Below are 17776 nucleotides of genomic sequence, written 5' to 3'. Positions count from 1 at the left end.
ATTATCGGCTATTTAATTTTTTAATCCTAATTTTTATATAATATTAAATAGATAAATTAGAATATTATTATAAGACTTAAACGTCTAGTCTTTTATCCTGTATTATAATATAATCTCAAGTATAGGAGAGGCTTATGGACGAGAAAAGAAGACTTAAATTTATTTTATATGCTTTTTCTCTCTTACTTATTTTAGGAACAGTGGGTTTTAGGATTCTACTAGATGTAGATATTGTCGATGCCTTGTATATGACAGTTATAACTGTATCTACTGTTGGCTTTGGTGAAGTTGGTACCACGAGCAATACATCTGAAATATTTTCAGTTATCATGATATTTTTGGGTGTTGGTATTGTTGGTTATGCCAATGCAAGTATTGTTGCTATTTTTGTTGAAGGTAAGGTTTCTGATTTATGGAAGGAAAGTAAGCAGAAATACCAAGAAAAACTGGTCTCACTGTTTTAGCAATAAAAAAGATTGAAGATGAAAAGATGCTCTTTAACCCTCCAATTGATTATACTTTTAAGATTGGATTTGTCCTTATAATACTTGGAAGAGAAGAACAAGTTGATAAACTTAGGAATTTAGGAGATGAAATAAAGTAACATTTATATATGAATTTTGACATTATAGGAGGAAGATTGATTGAAGAATAAGAATCTGAGAGGTTTGTTTTTTGCATCTATGGGTGCTTTGAGCTGGGGAATTTCTGGTGTTTGTAGTCAGTATCTTTTTATGAATTATGTTATTGATTCATCTTGGTTAACAGCAGTTCGTATGGTCTTATCAGGCATTGTACTTTTAATTTTAGCAGCCTTTAAAGATAAGGATAAAGTTATAAAAATTTGGACAGTCCCAAAGGATGTATGCTGGCTTTTTGCCTTTGCTATCTTAGGACTTTTAATGTGTCAGTACACCTTTGTAAGTGCTATAAAATATTCTGACTCAGCGACTGCGACAGTCCTTCAAAGTCTTAACGTAGTAATAATGATTGTCTTTATGTCCATAGTTACAAGAACAAGAATGAAACTCTCACAAGTTATAGCTGTTTTTCTAGCTGTCTTTGGAACTTATTTAATCTCAACTGGTGGAAATCCTGGTAATATGACAATTTCCACAGCAGGACTTGTCTTTGGATTGTTATCAGCATTAGGCGTTATCACATACACACTTTTTTCTAGACCTATTATACTTAAATGGGGCAACATACTTGTAACTGGATGGGGTATGCTCATCGGTGGTCTTGTAATATCCATAATTACTAAGGCTTGGATTATACCAAGGGATCTAGACTTCATAGCATGGTTAATGATAGCAATTATAATCCTAGTGGGAACTGCTGGTGGCTTCTCCATCTTCCTTGAAGGGGTAAAACATATTGGACCAGTTAAGGCAACCCTAATAGGATGTCTAGAACCAGCTTCAGCTACTTTGTTTGCTGCTATATTCTTAGGAATGAGATTTTCCTTAGTAGAGTTAGGAGGATTTTTCTGTATATTGTTGACTGTCTTTTTATCAGTTAAGGATGATGATGCAGAGAATTAAATTGCGTAGTATAAAAAATTTTTTTAGATATTAAAAATTATTTTACAAGTATCCAACACAATTTTTATTTTGTAATAAAACAAAAGCATCTAACTTTATGATGAATTCATAAGGCTAGATGCTTTCTTAATTCATTTACTTTTCCTCCTAAACCAAGGTATTACTCTATTTACTTCTCTTAAGTATATTTCATATTCTTTTCCAAATTCATTTTTTAACCATTTTTCTTCTGTAGTCTTAATTAATACTGTTAAGAGTAGCCAGAAAATAAATGGCAAAACTAATAAAATATAGTTTGTCATAAGTAATAAAATGCCTGTAAAGATAAATAAAAATACTGAATACACAGGATTTCTTACAAAACTATAAACTCCACTTGTAATCAACTTTTTCTCTTTAACTTTCATATTTATTTTTTGAACAATAACTGCCTCTATCCATAAATATATACCAAAAAGTATAAAGAGAATTCCAAAAATAATAAAATATATTTTCCCCTTGATGAATTCTCCTCCATATAAATATCCTTTGATATGTAGATATATCCCTAGCATTGTTAAAAACAAACAAGTTAGGACATAGATTGGACCAACTCCAAAAACTGGCATTTTAAAATCTTGTGATTTCATTTTCAAACCTCAGTTATTATTATAAATTTAATATTTTCATTTGTTCCACTATGTAAATTGATATTAACGAAGTAAAGCTTCTTTAAAAAAATCTTTTATTTAGTTCACTCCCTATCGCCTCTTATAAAATAATCGCAACAATCTGCTCCATTTGCTATGGTATCTTTTCTGTGAAGTACTCCATGTTGAAGACTTATCATTAGATCATCCAATTCACAGAATAAAGGCATTAATTCAGCTACTCCTAGCTTCTTTGTGTAAGCACAAATAGGGCAACGAGTAATTCTATAATAACAGGCTCCCTCATAAGGTTCTCCCTCAAAATCAATTTTAAAGGAAGTAGGATATAGCTTTTCTTTTTCCTCTGTGTACCACTTGTAATACTTAAGTATATTTTTCTTATTCGTCTTTTTTCCCCTTTTAGTATTAAGATTAGTTAAGGAAAAATACCATCTAAGTGAATAAAGGGCTCTCCTCATCATTTCTTGTACTATCTCAGGGGGAATACTTTTCTCACTTGCTATATAGGGAGCAACAAAGGCAAGGGCGAACATCTCATTGTATGCCATGGGATTGTCATCGCCGATATCGTCAGCTTCTTCTATTAATTTTTTATAAACTATTTTGCTTTTTGTGATAATTTCTCTAGCATAATCATGTCCATAATTTTCTAGTAAGACTTTTTTCATAGGATATTTAAATAGATTGAAATAAAAACTATGATATTTCATAATTTATCCCTTGCACCTTTCTTTAAATTATTTACTTTGTTGCAATAAATAAGATTTGTTCCTTTTTATCTAAGTAATACTCACATTTAAAACCAACATCTGTGAGCATTTTTGTTAGGTCTTGGGGTGTATAAACTTCGAATCCTATAACACTCGATAGTTTCCTCACATCTTTTCTTTTATTAGATGAGGCTTCATTGCATATTAAAAATTTTCCATCTTTCTTTAACACTCTATAAATTTCTTTAAAGCATTCATCTATATCATTCCAAAAGTAAATAGTTTCAAAAACTGTTATAATATCCATGGATTCATCTTTTAAGGGAAGGCTCTTTGCATCTCCAACTAATATTTTACATCTACCAGACTTTATTGCCTCTTTATTAATTTCACTTGCCATCTTTACACTTGCCTCTGAATGGTCAAGGCCATAGACTTTATTAGCTTTAGTTAAAAAATATTCTATGTTTCGTCCTCCACCACATCCCAAATCTAGGACAGTATAAGCTTCATCAATATTTAAGTAAGACCTTCCCCACTTTGCTAATTTTTCATGTCCCCTATTCATACTTTTTAAAATAAATCTTCCTCCAAAATTATCTTTTGGTTTTTTAAAATTTTCTAAGAAACTCTTAAACATTTCACCCTCCTATTGATACTAATTATCACTTGTATTATATCACTTTTCATTATTTTAAACACAAATACTATTTATATTAATTAATTAAAGGAAAATAAAATAATGACCTCATTGATTTTGCGTTTTTAATCGAAATATTTGCAAAAATCATAATCTATTAGTATTTCTTTATTTTAAAAACATTTACTTACATTTCCTTTTCCTTCCATTTTTGACACTAAAAAAGACGATAGATTATAATTTCTACCGTCTTTAAATATCTAAGAATTTTCTATTTATGGTTTTCAATTAAGAAAGCATCAATAGCTTTTATTGATTCGATTTTTGCTTTTTTATTGTCTTCAGCTGTTCCACCCGTTGCAATCCTCACATTTTTTACATTAATGATACCATTGCCAGCAAATATATGCCCTGCACCTTTATAAGAATAAATCTTTGCCTTTGGATTTTCTTCTTTTATTTTATTTGCCATGGCAAGACTATCCCACATCAAATCATCTTCGCCTACTAACATTAATATATTCGCCTTGACATCTTTTACTGGGATTAGTTTTTCTTGGCTTGATGAGTCTTTCTCTATTGCACTATTATAAGTATCTTTAAAACTAATAGGACTTTTTATAATGGCTGGAACAATAATATTTTTCAAAAATGACTTAAATGATGATTTTTTAATATCTATATAAGGAAGCTCCTTTCCTTTATATGTCCATGATGAACCATAATCTTTAAAATCTAGACCAGCAAAATTATAAGATGAAGGTGCTATTAAAACCAAGTTATCTATCTCATGATATTTGCTAGCCAAATTAAGTGCATATTCTGATCCTTTTGACGCCGCCAAAATACTTATTGGTTTATTATCTTTTACATTTTTATTTATATAATTGATAACATCTTCAAATTGTTCTAAGGGAATTTTTCTCAGGGTTTGTTCTTGATTTTTCATACCATACATAAATAGGGCAAAAGTTTCATAACCCTCCTCAGCTAATCTTTTTGCATTATCAAAATTTGGACTTCCGTCAGAACCTCCAAAACATATTACAAGGCCCTTATGTATTTTTTCTTTGGGTACAAATCTAAAGCCTTGCATTCTTCCTTCATCAACATAGGTTACATCAACTCCGTCAGTAGCAATGGGATATAGACTTATATCATTTACATCTTTATAATATTCAGGTAACTTCAAGTTATTGCTATCTTTGTACTTATGGTCATTATACATTCTAAGAATAAAAACCAAAGCCAGTAAAATAATAACAATTGAAAAGACTCCAAAAAATATTTTTTTCATTTTATCTCCTTCCTTTGTAATAATATGAAGCTTCTTCTAGTACCTAACAAAAATTTAATTGAACTTATTATATCATCCTTAGTGTATTAATTACACTAGCCACAATAATTCATTAATAAGTCCTATTAAAAGATGAATTACAATAGAATTCCCGGCTTTCTTATATAGTTTGCTTGAGTCTTTTTGACGTATCCTTCTTCGTCTTTTTCAAATACAAAATGCTTATAAAACTACTTAAAATGAGGGATTTCTAAGTTTACATCTTTTGTATCAACGCTATAGCTTCTCTTTTCATAGTTCATGGAAACATATCAATTCTCTTTTATGTTGTTTGTTAGTTAGTGAAAACATATCAATCTTTATAAATTAATCCAATTATTCAGTTGTTCCCATTCCAACCTCATATGCACTGATAAATTTATTCATGGTTTTCATAGCAATCTTCATAGCATGCACTGATTCTTCGGCGCTCTTAATTTTAGTTTTCAGTTCTTTCTTTTCTTTACTGTCCGCAACATTAGCCTTCAATCTTAGTTCAATTAAACCTTTTTCGATTTCAGTTATATTCTGAACATACTTTTCATAAACAGACTTAGAGTATTCAAGATCTTTTTCATCATTCATGAATACTTCTCTAACTGATACCATTAACTTAGCAGACTGTAGAATAGTATTCTTCTTTCCCATCAGGCTAATAGCACCAGCTGCACCACCTATACCAGCACCTACGCCTATTCCAAGAATTGCTCCACCTCCAACGATAGCAATCGTACCGCCTACCATGCCAAATCCACCAGCAGCAATTGCACCGCCACCTAAATATGCTAGACAAGCACTTGTTAAGGCCGCTCCACTTAACCCAGCAAAATTCGACCCTACTAAGGCTACTGCAATAGTTGAAGCTAATGCACCTGCTGTTGCTATAGTGGCTATTGCGACTCCTGCTGTTATCGTGATTGATGTAATGGCAGTCTTAAGTACTTCATTCATTTCACGACAAACCTTGTCATAACACTTCCTAAGACGTTTAACATACCCAGGAAACTTATGCCTTCCAGAAAACTCACTATCAAGATACCTATCCCCTTCGGACTTCTTATATCCCGTAATCGGAGCATTTATATAAGAATATTTATTACTTGGTACTTCTTTACCCTTTTTATCTGTTTCAGTTTTAAGCGGAAAATATGGTTCAAAAAGCATTGCCTCAAGTAAAACAAGTCTAAACCAAGGTTTCTCTGAACTATTTAATCTTATTTTCTCGTGAAGTTCTTCAAGAGAATACCAATTAAGTTCAGCATTCATACTATTCATAAATCCTTTGAAGCCTTTGGTCATGTATCCTTTCCACTCATTAAGCCATTCAAGTTTCATTTGACGAATCTTTTCCCCACCAACAGGAAGTTTAGATCCATAAGCATCATGAAGGGTCTTGTAATATTCAAGATTATAAAGAATCGCTGTTTGTTCTTCATTTAATCCAAGCTTATCATAATCCATACCATCACCCATTCTTTGATATATCCTTTGATCTGTGTAGGTGTATGTATTCCTATAAATAGCTTCATACATATCCTTTATTAGACGTATATCTCTGCGTTTTAAAGCCCAAACCATTTCATCGCCTAATGCTAAGGTAAATCTTCCTACTCCCACATAATTAATTGACACCCAGTATTCTTTAGTAACCACTGCTTCGGACACATCAAGTGCAGTGAAAACACCAGTTGATATGGTAAGCATCCTTGTAAGTGTCGGAGAATTAAAAGGAAGTATTTCTTTTATGTTTATCTTTTTAAAATCTTCAATCCTTGTTATTTGAATTTCTTTAATCTGCCTTGCAAGTTGCCTAATCATATAAAAGGTTTTAACTATACATTCATTTACAATAACCGGGATGGCTTGTTTTCCAATCTCCACCGCAAAGCCCATTTCACCCCTAAAATCTAATTTTACAATACTATCTCTAATAATTTGTCCGTTCTCATCGTGTTTAGCAAAAAGAGTTCCGTTAAACATTTTTGATAGAAGCACAAACAAAGACGTGCCATTTTTATGAATACTTTTAAATATAGGTAGACAAGACATCTCTTTGGCGATTGACAAAATCGGTCCTGGAATTCCAGTACCACCACTTAGACCTGCAGTGCTACTCGAACCAGCTATATCACTAATTAAATGAAAAAACCAAGCAAAAGTTCCATTTATTATTTTTAAACTAGTATCTTCTCCTATAAAAACTCTGCTTTTCTCCGGAATATCGACAATCAAAAAATTTCCATTAACATCGGTTCCATATGACTTATATGTGAATTGAGTCAATAAAGAAAAAATCAATCCGACAATGGTAGGATGATGTGCAAAATCTCTGATATGGTGCTGTAGTCCACCCCCAAAATCTGGTGTGTTCCCATCTGAAGGAATAGGGAACTTATCCTCTAAGAACTTAACACACTTTTTCAAATCATAAGATTCGCATCCCATCATTTGGGCTGTTTTTTTTACAACATTTTCGATCTTGTTATCAGCGATATCTCTCCCTTCAATAAGAGAAAACTCCTTAGTCCAAAGAATGTCCATCATTGCACAAGCAACACCTGATCCAAGTGCAACTAAGCAATCCCATTTATCTACTTTGCTAGAGAGCATATCAATTTTAGAATCAAGGTTAAAAATAATACTTTCAAATTCATTAACTTCTGTAGGATATACTTCTTGATTAGATAATAATTCAACCTCTATATTATTAATTTCATTCACTTTATTCACCTTGCTTTTTTCTCTTTACATATGTAATTTCTATATCGTAGCCCAGGGCTTCAATCATCTAAACAAAGGTTTTATTAACAACCCCATCTTTTTTCTTAATGATCCGGTTAACATACTGGCTAGAAATACCAATCTCTTCTGCAAGTTGCACCTGAGTCTTTCCGGATTCAACACACTTTGCTTTTACGTCCACTTCAATATTATTCGTTATAATAGAATTCGCCTTTCAATAGGATGTACAAAATTATCCTTATTAGTTATATTGTAACACCTAAGTCAATGTCTCTACACCAATCAAAACTATCAGCTTAGCTGGTAGTTTGCACAGTGCGCCTATAAGGCGTGAATACCGGCGCGTCTCTATTGGGGCTGTCGAGTATTCTATCACATGCAACACTTTCCCAACTACTACTTAAGCAGTTTTTTTATTTGTTTTTATTTAACTTCCTCTCCCGTAAACGGGTCATAGTATTCCTTTATACTTATTTAGTCTGTGTAATAGTCTTCTTTTAATTGATTTTGTATATATTCTTTTATTTTCTTTTCATTTCTTCCCACTGTATCTACATAATATCCTCTACACGAAAAGTGTCTGTTTCCATGTTTATATTTTAAGTTGGCGTATCTATCAAATATCATTAACGAACTTTTTCCTTTTAAATATCCCATTATTTGTGATATTGAGTATTTCGTTGGAATTTCTACCAACATATGAACATGATCTGGACATAGTTCTGCTTCTATTATTGTTATTCCTTTTCTTGAACATAATTCTCGAAGTATACTTCCTATATCTTTTCTTAATTGTCTATATATTACTTGTCTTCTATATTTTGGTGCGAAAACTATATGATATTTGCATCTCCAGCTTGTATGCGATAAAGTATTTTTATCCATGATTACCTCCTTGTTTAATTGTGCATGTGACTATCACAATTATACTTTAAGGAGGTTTTCTTGGTGCTTGAAGCTAAAGCTAATTTCCTCCACCTGCATAGCAGGTGGTTTTTTGTTTCGCTCTCTTTCGTTCGCTCAACTCACTTAAGTGGACAAAAAATGAGGACTTATGCTATTAGGCATAAATCCTCTTAAGAGAAATAAATTTGTTTTTTACCTATAATTTAAATTTGATTTTTTATGATAATTACCAGTATCAAAAAGGTCTATTTTTTTTCTATATGAATAACAGACCCTAAATAATACATAGCAATTACCTCCATTATTTAATCCATTTTTCCCTCACAAATAAATATTGATTAAATCACTCCTGCTTTTTCAAAATGTTTTTTGAGTATCTTTGTTGCAACGAATGCTCCTATGCAAGCAAGAACAAAAGTTATCAAGCCAAATCCTACTGCCCACGAAACTTTGAAATAAGATAATGCTTCATTTATTTGTGCTTCGCTCATTTTCCATTTTGATGCTCTTTCCACAAAAGAAGCTGTCCCGAATAAAATCACAGGAATTACTGTTCCTAAAAAATCTGCTAATGCAAATATCCCATATCCAATAATCATTCGTCCCTTGCTCTCATAATTTCCTATAATCAAATCACATATAATTCCACCGATTACAGCAAAGACTGCATGAGGCAAATGTCCTCCTGACAATGCAATTAAACCAAGAAGCGTTCCTGATATTGTAAATACGCCCTTCTTTTTAACTTTCAAAGCCATAAGTATATAAACGGTAGCAGCTACCATAAAGCTAACTCCTGAAGCAATAAATCCTCCAATCACTGTTGTTGCCATAGCAAATGCAACCACCATGTATATGACAATTCCAATTGCATTAAAGATTCCGATTGTAATAAAATCACGACCATTTAATTTGTTTTTCATAAAAGTCCTCCTAATAAATTTTCTGTATTACTATCACAAGAGCAATCATCAAAGCTCCTAATAGTCCAATCAACAAATCCGCCCATCTAAACCTCAATTTTGTCAATGTAACCCTGTTCTCATCACTATCAAGTCCTCTAATGAGTGCTGAAGCTGACAGTTCATCTGAAATCTTAATCATCCTCATTAAAAGTGGAACAAGCGTATATTCAATATATTTAAATGGATGTAGCAACGGGAAAAATCTACTTGTTACGATTCCTCGAATCTTCATATTCTCTTTTAATGCCTTGAGTTCTATTCTTATAGTTGGTACAAACCTAAGCAAAACACTAAAAGGTATACCAATGCTTCTTGGTACTTTCATTCTATTTAATGCTTCAAGCATTTCACTTACACTTGTAGTCTTTGTTATATATCCACCAAACATAGCAATTAAGGTCATCCTTGATGCAAAGTAAATAAACATATATATTGCAAATACGATACTTGCTTCACGAAACTTTCCAAGCCCTAACTCTATGCAGTATAAAAGCACAAAAAACAAAATAAAGCGTAATGCTCTTTTCCACATACTACTGTATACATACAGAAAAAAGGCAAAGACAATCAGTCCGAAAAGTAGGATTGTATCGCTTATAAAAAAGCTGGTAAAGGAGGCAATTGGAAGTAGAATAAGTTTTATTCTCGGATCGACTGTTTTTCTATCTATCAAGTTCTCTACCTCCTCTCATCTTGTCTAATATGAGAAATTTGTTACTTTCACTCATATCTAAAACAGTTTCTATTTTTCCATCTCCCATTACCCACAGATCGCTTACTGTGTTTGCTAAAAACTCAAAATCATGACTTATTACCAAGACTGTTGTCCCATTTTTTAATTGTTCTTCAATCAATTTTGCCACCGAAAGCATTGAGTCTTTATCACAACCTGATGTTGGTTCATCATAGATAAAAACTTTTGCCTGTTTCATCATTCCACAAGCTATTGTCAGTCTTTGTTTTTCTCCTCTTGATAAAGCAAACGGATGCTTATCAATGTATTTGTCTAAGCCAAGTACACTCAAAATAGACTTTGCCTTTTGAGTATTTTCTTTTTTATCTTTACTTGAAATACCAAGTAGCATTTCATCAAGTACACTTTCCGAAAACAACTGATAGTCTGAATCTTGAAAGACAAAATATGACATATCCATTAAATCTTTATGATTAAGCGACTTATCTTTTCCAGCCCATATTGTTCCCTCTTTTATCTTCTCAAGTCCTGAAATCACTCTTGCAAAGGTGGTTTTCCCGGTACCATTTAAGCCTATAAGACCAATGGCTTTTCCACACTCCATATTGAAATCAAGATGATTTAAGATGTACTTGTTTTGTTTCTTTCCATCCTTAGCTACATTCGGATAGCAAAATCTCAAGCCTTTTCCGTTGATACTTTCATCATTTAATTGATATGAATCTTTCTTCTCACTTATCCTGTATTCTTCTAATTCAAGAGTTCTTAGCCCATTTTCATCCCAAAACTCCCCTTCAAGACGGATAACTTCTTCCCGACTCAAGTCCTGTGCAATCTCTCCATCTTTCACCAAAAGAAAACGGTCAAATAAAGATTTTACATAGTACAAACGATGCTCAATTAGAACAACTGTTGTTCCTTTTTTCTTTAATTTCTCCAAAATTAAAAACAGGTCAAATGTTGCTTTCATATCCAAATTTGCTGAAGGTTCATCCAAAATTAAAACTTTCGGATTCATCGCATAGATGCTTGCAATAGCTATCTTTTGTTTCTGTCCGCTTGATAATTCAAAAACAGATTTTCCTTTCAGTTCCTCAATATCCAGTTCTGCATATACTTCTTCTACTCTCTGTTTGATTTCATATCTTGATTTGCAGATCGTTTGAAGCCCAAAAGCTATTTCTTCATCTGTAGTTGTTGTAAAAAACTGACTTCTTGGATCTTGAAATACAGTCCCTACAATATGCCCTATTTCATGAAGTAATAATTTGCTTATATCTTTTCCGGACACAAAGGCTTCTCCTTTCATTTTGCCTTTGTAATAATGTGGTATAAGACCATTCATTACACTTCCAAGAGTGCTTTTACCACTTCCACTTTTCCCTGAAATTAAAACAAATTCACCTTTTTTAATTTCAAGATTGATATTTTTTAAAGCAGTTCGCCCATCTTCCCATTCATAAGAAACATTTTTTAACAAAATCATGATTATACCTCGTACTGAGCTTTCCATAATTTTGTGTAGTAACCATCTTTCTCAAGAAGTTCCCCATGCTTTCCTTTTTCAAGTAAATTTCCTTTTTGAAATACGAGAATTTGGTCAGCTTTTTGAATGGTTTTTAAATGATGAGCCACTACAAGTACAGTTCTATTCTTTGCAAGTTCTGTAATAGCATCTTGTATCAAAGATTCATTTACAGGATCAACATTACTTGTCATTTCATCAAGAATTAAAATAGGTGCATCCTTTAGAAAAGCTCTTGCAATAGATATTCTTTGTCTCTGTCCACCTGATAAAATCCCACCATTTTCTCCAATATCAGTTTCATAACCTTTTGGTAAACTCATAATGAAATCATGTATCCTCGCTTTCTTTGCAGCTTCAATGATTTCTTCTTTCGTTGCTCCTTTTTTACCTACCTTGATGTTTTCTTCAATGGTATTATCAAACAACTGAACATTTTGCATGACAATACTAATACGATCTAAAAGCTCATCATAAGGAATATCCCTTATATCAGTTCCTCCGAGGGTAATTTTTCCTTTATGCACATCATAAAATCTTAAAAGCAAGTTGGTTATAGTAGTCTTTCCACTACCTGATTCTCCAACTAAGGCTGTCATAGTTTTTTCAGCAATAGAAAAGCTCAATTTTTCCATTTTAAATTCATCTTTTTCATAGGAAAAATCTATGTTTTCAAAAGCTATATCATTATCCATCGGAACAATTCCATTCACTTTATCCGGGATTACATCTGCATATAAAATTCTTGAAAGTCTTTCGTAACTATCTACCGCCGAAACATAGTTCATATAGTGTTGTTCCATAGAAGCGAACGGCTTATAAAACTCTTTTGAAATTACTGCAAAGATAATAAAATTAAGTACATCAAGACTTCCCTTTATAACAAGTATTGCTCCTGCAATTAAAAGAACTAAATATCCAATATCCAGTAAAAACCCAAATATAGATAGCTGTTTTGCCTTGAATCTTGAAGCTACTTTGCTTGTTTCTCCAAACTTTTTTGTCTTGTTCATAAGCTCATTATCCAAGCTTTTATTGTTTGAAAAACTCTTTAGTACAGGTATTCCTCTAACATATTCAACAAATAAGCTAACCATATCAAGAAGTGCTGAATTATTCTGATTCTCTATTCTTTCAGATTGCTTAATTGTCAGATATAGAAAGACAAGTGCAATCGGAACAGATACAGCCATTAGAATAGCAAGTTTGAAATCAATACTTGCAAGACCGATAAATACGACTGCACCTATCAAAAAATCGCCAAACATTCTCGACCACATGTGTCCTACAACAAGAGACATATTATCAACATCTTTGTGTAAAATTGTATTGATCTCTCCCAGTCTTTCATTGGTATAAAATCCCAAACTGAATTTTTTCAATTTAATAATCATGCGTTCTCTGATTTGCTGAACAATATCAAAACCTGCACTATGCTTTTTCATATCTGCAACCATATTACAAATGCCTTTGAATACTACAAGTAACCCAATTGCAATAAAACCTTTATATAAACTTGCTAAACTCGTCCCATCAAATATCTGAAACAGTATAGAAAATACGATAACAATCATGGCTATGGAGCTTAGTCCATAAAGGGCAAAGAATACACTTGATATAATCAAATCTCTCTTGCCGGTTTTTGTAAGCAGCTTTAACATTTCTCTAAACATTTTCTGTTACCACCTCTTTCAAATTCCATCTATCTACCTTGTTCTGTGCTTCAACCATATCCTTATAGAACTCACATCTTTTCATCAACTCTTCATGGCTTCCTGCATCAAGAACAACACCCTTATCCATAACTATAATTTGGTCTGAATCTCTAATTGTGTTTAGATGATGAGCAATTGTAATAATGGTTTTATCCTTGCTTAAATCGTCAATTGCTTCGCCGATTAGTCTTTCATTTTCACTATCAACAGCTGCCATTGCTTCATCTAATATTAAAATCGGTGCATTTTTCAGTATCATTCTTGCTATGGAGATTCTTTGTTTTTCTCCACCAGATAACTTAACTCCCATTTCACCTACTCGTGTTTCATATCCATTTGGCAATGCTGAAATAAAATCATGGCATCTTGCTTTTTTAGCAGCTTCTATGACTTCTTCTTTTGTTGCATTTAGTTTTCCAATTGCTATATTTTCAAAAATACTTAAATCAAAAAGGATAACTTCTTGTTGCACACTACCAATCAGCATTGAGATATTTTCTTGACTATATTCTTTTATATCTTTTCCATTTATCAGTATTTGTCCTTCATCTGCATCCCAAAATCCCATAAGCAAATTAGATACAGTACTTTTCCCACAACCACTTGCTCCTACAAAGGCGTTCAAACTATTTTTCTTAAAATTCAAATTGATATTTTTAAGCTCAAAGCTATCTTTTCCGTATGCAAAATTCACATCTTTAAATTCTATATTTCCAAATTCTAAACCTTGTTCTGTCTTTTTCTTTGGAAGCGGAACTGTTAAAACTTTTCCAATCGCCTTTAGTGCTTCCTTAAACACAATAGAAAAATGTTGCAATGTAGCCGTCTTACTTATAGATGCAGTAAAAGCAGACGATAAAATAATGGCAAGTATAAAATTAGGGGTTGTAATATTTCCATAGTAAAGAAATATACTTCCCAAAATCATGACAATAACTACTCCAATTTCCATAAATATGTCAATGAGTCCCATTGGAATTGTAATTGCTCCCATGCTCTTTTTAACCCAGTAAATATATTCTCTTGCCGTTTTTAATGTTCTTTCACTAATCTCCTCTTCTTTAGCAAAAGCCTTAATCACAGAAATATTTTTTACATATTCCATTAGCTCTTCTCTCATCTTATTTTCATGGTTAAAGTAAATAGCAAAGTTTTTATCCATTGTTTTCTGTGAAAGAACTTTTACCAAATACATGAGTGGAACTCCAGCAATCATTCCAAGAGCAAGACGCCAATCAACAAAAATCATAGCTACAAAAATAATGGTAGGCAGAAGTGTAACTGCCATTATTTCAGGAAGACCATGGGCAAGGTATACTTCCACTTGCTCTACATCATGTTGAACAATGTTGGTAAGCTCTCCTGTATTATGTTCTTTAAAGAATCCCAAACTTAGTTTTTTCAGATGACCGATAATATCTAACCTAAGTTCTGTTAATTTTTCGTATGCTTTCTCATGGGCAACCTTTGTTGCAAAATAATAAAACACTCCTTTTAATACAAACGATATAAAGATTCCCAAGAATATATACTTTAAATTACCTTCGTTAATATTGTTTGTGATTAAAGAACTAATCAAATATACAAGTAAGATTTGTGGTATCAAATCAAATACTATTTTTAAAGCAAGAAGTGAATTGGATAAACTATTTTTCCCAATCACTTTTTTCCTTAATTCTTTTTCCGGCATGAACAACTCTCCTTTCAAAATTGAATAATATTGAATTTTAATTCAGTATTAAGGTTTAAAGTAAGACTTTGCTGATTACGCAAAGTCTATTTTATCCGATCACTATATTTTTTTAAATTACTGTATCAGCAAATCAAAAATTATAGCACAATCTTTTTCCATTTTCTAATCTTAGTTCTAAACGTTCCAAAAGGGGCAACCGTATTAACATGAATAAACTTATAAACTTCCCATGTCGCTGTTTTAGTAGCTTCATCAGCCCATTTTCTCATATGCGGTTGAAATAATTCTTCTTCACTTAGTGTATCAATCATTGTATAGATAGATATAATATTTTCTTTCAATCGTTTCTTTAATTCTTCTATCGATAAATGAGCATAAGTATCGGTAAACCACTGATATAATTCTCCAAGTTGATTCCATTTAAACATATCCGACGGTGTCTTTACTTCAAAACCGTTTTTCTCATCTTTTTCCCATTTCAAAACTAATGTTGTCCATCCGAGTTGATAAGCAAGATTTTCTGCTGGTGTTCTGTCAACTTCAGGGACTCTCTTATCTTTGAGAGATTCAGGAATAATATCAAATTCAGAAATATACTTTTCAAAACTTTTATTTATCTCAGATTTCAGTTCTTCTTTATCTTTATATATCTTCAAAATATCTCCTCCAAAAATTTAAATTTATCGCATTTAAATATCAAATCAACTTACAATGATTCCACTCCCTTGTAATAACACTTTGCAATAAGTTTTAGCATATCTTTTGCCCACTTTTCACTTTGATAATGCCTTGCTATTTCAAGAAGTCCCTCTGTAAAGTTACTGGCTAAAATATGGGCAAGCATTGGATCATATTCCTGTTTCGATTGTCTTTTTAAACTTACTTCAATATGAACCTGCATTTGCGATATGAGTTTTTGTTTTGCTTCTGTATGCTTTGTACCTGAGCTTTTATCCATTAAAATAATTAACTTCTTACGATCTTTTAAAAGTTCATGAATATAATTTTCTCCAACTTCATCAAACCTTTCAGAAGCAGAACCTTTTTCCAAAGATTCTTCCTCATTAAAAGCTGACTCGAAGTTTATATAAACAGAACTTACTACTGCATCAAACAAAACTTCCTTATTTTTGAAATAGGTATAAATTAGTGCCACAGGAATATCTGCTTCTTTTGCAATTTCTATTAATTTAGCACCTCTATAATCATTTTTATAAAATACTTTTTCTGCTGCATCAATTATTCTATTTCTGACTTCTTCTTTTAGTACTTGTGCCATATCACACCTCTTTCTATTTTAATACTGAATTTATATTTAATAATAAATCATAATTCAATATTTATCAAGATAGCTGTAGAAAAACCACTACTTTTGTGTTATAATTTATTTAATATTTAAAACTTGCTTAACGCTTGTATTACAAATCATTTTTTTGTAGCTTTTGTAGCAAGCACAGTAAGTGTGTACCCACTTACGAAAAATCGATGAAGCAGCCCCTCGTGGAGTTGCTTCTTTTTTTATCAATTTTAGCTTGTTAGGGAGTACCCTAAGACCCCAATATTTTATGATAAGGAGATATACTATGGATAAAAGAAAGAGAAAAAATCAGCTTAAAATATATTTAACAGATGAAGAAAAAGAAGTTTTTGAAAAGAAAATGAAACTTGCTAATTGCAAAACTATGTCCCACTTTCTTAGGAAATGTGTATTAGAAAAAGAAATTTATGTAGTAGATTTAGAACCATTTAGGAATCTACAATGGTTACTTTCAAATGCTACGAATAATATAAACCAGATTGCAAAAGCAACTAATACAACTGGTGTTATTTACAAAAATGAAATTGAATCAATGAAGAAACAGATAGAAAAATTATCAAGAGAAATATGGCAGATCCATTCCCTAGTTCTTAATAAATCAAAAGAAAGTTCTGGTGATTAGTATGGCAATTACAAAAATACATCCTATAAAATCAACTCTAAATTTGGCAATAGATTACATTACTAAGAGTGAAAAAACTGATGAAAAAATCTTGGTATCTTCATTCAAATGTCATCCGTCTACTGCACACATTCAGTTCATGAAAACATGGAAAATCATGTTCTATATAATGTTTTGAAATAAAAAGAAGTAGATTAATTCTACTTCTCGTCCTTAATATTTTCTTGTCTATGATTTGCGAAACACTCTATGTTAAATTATATCTCGTTTATCCTATTTGATAAAATTGTTACCACATCAACTACCTTATCAAAGCTCAAATCTCCAATATACTTATTCTCACTAAGATATACCTCCCACAAGGATCTTAGGTATGAATCTTCTTTTATGTCCTCGATTATTTCCTTATAGTCTTGCATTATCTCCTGACTTCCTCTTCTGTTTGAGGTTCTTTGTATTGCTTTTTTTTTAAAATTTCATAGTTTTTTTAGTTTGTAGAGGATATATAGGTCGTAGAAGTCTCTCATTCGTGTTGTTGTTATATTTCTTCTGATTATGGTTTCGTATTTTTCTGCTAATATTGTTTCTAATGGATATGCCATTATTTTTATAGCTTCTGTGCTAAAGATACATGGATATGTGTATTCTATTTCTCTTGGTGTTATTGCATCTCCTGTTGTTAGGTCAAGTTTCATAGAATTTTTTATTCCTTCCTA

General features: G+C 31.9%; 20 protein-coding genes. 4 read left to right on the top strand and 16 right to left on the bottom strand.

What is annotated here, in order from left to right:
• Positions 1-134 precede the first annotated feature (134 nt).
• Genes CAN42_RS06535 through CAN42_RS06530 form a run of 3 tightly spaced genes read left to right on the top strand, consistent with a single transcriptional unit; the run spans position 135 to position 1544 of the window.
• Positions 135-464 carry an ion channel gene (locus CAN42_RS06535; protein WP_425330843.1) on the top strand — a complete coding sequence of 110 codons (330 nt, stop codon included), beginning with the start codon at positions 135-137 and terminating at the stop codon, positions 462-464.
• Positions 465-490: 26 nt separating this feature from the next.
• Positions 491-604: a potassium transporter TrkA gene (locus tag CAN42_RS09250; RefSeq protein ID WP_425330842.1), complete on the top strand. Its 114-nt coding sequence runs from the start codon at positions 491-493 to the stop codon at positions 602-604.
• Positions 605-644: 40 nt separating this feature from the next.
• Positions 645-1544, top strand: coding sequence for a DMT family transporter (locus tag CAN42_RS06530; RefSeq protein ID WP_085876016.1), 900 nt, complete (start codon positions 645-647; stop codon positions 1542-1544).
• Positions 1545-1675: 131 nt separating this feature from the next.
• Here the strand turns inward: CAN42_RS06530 and CAN42_RS06525 are convergent, their stop codons facing one another.
• The 14 genes from CAN42_RS06525 to CAN42_RS06460 form a co-directional block, all read right to left on the bottom strand.
• The gene (locus CAN42_RS06525; protein WP_085876015.1) at positions 1676-2173 is read right to left on the bottom strand and encodes a methyltransferase family protein; all 498 of its coding nucleotides are present in this window, start codon (positions 2171-2173) and stop codon (positions 1676-1678) included.
• A 104-nt stretch (positions 2174-2277) separates the two neighbouring features.
• The gene (locus tag CAN42_RS06520) at positions 2278-2904 is read right to left on the bottom strand and encodes an L-2-amino-thiazoline-4-carboxylic acid hydrolase (RefSeq protein WP_085876013.1); all 627 of its coding nucleotides are present in this window, start codon (positions 2902-2904) and stop codon (positions 2278-2280) included.
• Positions 2905-2935: 31 nt separating this feature from the next.
• Positions 2936-3544 (bottom strand): class I SAM-dependent methyltransferase, encoded by a 609-nt coding sequence (locus CAN42_RS06515; RefSeq protein WP_085876011.1) that lies wholly within the window; start codon positions 3542-3544, stop codon positions 2936-2938.
• A gap of 271 nt (positions 3545-3815) precedes the next feature.
• Positions 3816-4841 (bottom strand): acyl-CoA thioester hydrolase/BAAT C-terminal domain-containing protein, encoded by a 1026-nt coding sequence (locus CAN42_RS06510; RefSeq protein ID WP_085876009.1) that lies wholly within the window; start codon positions 4839-4841, stop codon positions 3816-3818.
• A 375-nt stretch (positions 4842-5216) separates the two neighbouring features.
• Complete coding sequence (locus CAN42_RS06505) at positions 5217-7601, bottom strand: hypothetical protein (RefSeq protein ID WP_209019209.1); 2385 nt, start codon at positions 7599-7601, stop codon at positions 5217-5219.
• A gap of 67 nt (positions 7602-7668) precedes the next feature.
• Positions 7669-7803 carry a helix-turn-helix domain-containing protein gene (locus CAN42_RS09185; RefSeq protein ID WP_338091443.1) on the bottom strand — a complete coding sequence of 45 codons (135 nt, stop codon included), beginning with the start codon at positions 7801-7803 and terminating at the stop codon, positions 7669-7671.
• A 293-nt stretch (positions 7804-8096) separates the two neighbouring features.
• Entirely contained in the window at positions 8097-8507 is a 411-nt protein-coding gene (gene tnpA / locus CAN42_RS06495; protein ID WP_085876007.1) for an IS200/IS605 family transposase, read from the bottom strand.
• A 359-nt stretch (positions 8508-8866) separates the two neighbouring features.
• Positions 8867-9451, bottom strand: a complete 585-nt coding sequence (locus CAN42_RS06490) for an MptD family putative ECF transporter S component (RefSeq protein ID WP_000791750.1) — start codon at positions 9449-9451, stop codon at positions 8867-8869.
• Positions 9452-9461: 10 nt separating this feature from the next.
• Positions 9462-10166 carry an energy-coupling factor transporter transmembrane component T gene (locus CAN42_RS06485; protein WP_000567178.1) on the bottom strand — a complete coding sequence of 235 codons (705 nt, stop codon included), beginning with the start codon at positions 10164-10166 and terminating at the stop codon, positions 9462-9464.
• Complete coding sequence (locus tag CAN42_RS06480; protein ID WP_000601967.1) at positions 10156-11673, bottom strand: ABC transporter ATP-binding protein; 1518 nt, start codon at positions 11671-11673, stop codon at positions 10156-10158. Before CAN42_RS06480 ends, CAN42_RS06485 begins: the two co-directional genes overlap by 11 nt.
• Before the next feature lie 2 nt (positions 11674-11675).
• A complete protein-coding gene (locus CAN42_RS06475; RefSeq protein ID WP_000488162.1) occupies positions 11676-13385 on the bottom strand; it encodes an ABC transporter ATP-binding protein in 1710 nt (569 codons plus the stop codon).
• Positions 13378-15117 (bottom strand): ABC transporter ATP-binding protein, encoded by a 1740-nt coding sequence (locus tag CAN42_RS06470; RefSeq protein ID WP_001114256.1) that lies wholly within the window; start codon positions 15115-15117, stop codon positions 13378-13380. The genes CAN42_RS06475 and CAN42_RS06470 overlap by 8 nt, the downstream gene beginning before the upstream one ends.
• A 140-nt stretch (positions 15118-15257) precedes the next feature.
• Positions 15258-15776, bottom strand: a complete 519-nt coding sequence (locus CAN42_RS06465; RefSeq protein ID WP_000708365.1) for a ClbS/DfsB family four-helix bundle protein — start codon at positions 15774-15776, stop codon at positions 15258-15260.
• 50 nt (positions 15777-15826) lie between these two features.
• Positions 15827-16399 (bottom strand): TetR/AcrR family transcriptional regulator, encoded by a 573-nt coding sequence (locus CAN42_RS06460; protein WP_085876006.1) that lies wholly within the window; start codon positions 16397-16399, stop codon positions 15827-15829.
• A 304-nt stretch (positions 16400-16703) separates the two neighbouring features.
• Between CAN42_RS06460 and CAN42_RS06455 the strand changes: the two genes are divergently transcribed.
• Positions 16704-17060 carry a plasmid mobilization protein gene (locus CAN42_RS06455; protein ID WP_085876005.1) on the top strand — a complete coding sequence of 119 codons (357 nt, stop codon included), beginning with the start codon at positions 16704-16706 and terminating at the stop codon, positions 17058-17060.
• Positions 17061-17317: 257 nt separating this feature from the next.
• On the opposite strand, the gene CAN42_RS09245 is transcribed toward CAN42_RS06455, so the two are convergent.
• A complete protein-coding gene (locus tag CAN42_RS09245) occupies positions 17318-17479 on the bottom strand; it encodes a hypothetical protein (RefSeq protein WP_425330841.1) in 162 nt (53 codons plus the stop codon).
• Between the two features lie 57 nt (positions 17480-17536).
• The gene (locus CAN42_RS09240; protein ID WP_425330840.1) at positions 17537-17755 is read right to left on the bottom strand and encodes a nucleotidyl transferase AbiEii/AbiGii toxin family protein; all 219 of its coding nucleotides are present in this window, start codon (positions 17753-17755) and stop codon (positions 17537-17539) included.
• Positions 17756-17776: the final 21 nt, after the last annotated feature.

The sequence above is a fragment of the Peptoniphilus vaginalis genome (assembly GCF_900176605.1).
GTDB classification, from domain to species: domain Bacteria; phylum Bacillota; class Clostridia; order Tissierellales; family Peptoniphilaceae; genus Peptoniphilus_A; species Peptoniphilus_A vaginalis.
Note: the sequence above shows the minus strand (reverse complement) of the source record. Positions and strands in the feature narration are given on the sequence as shown.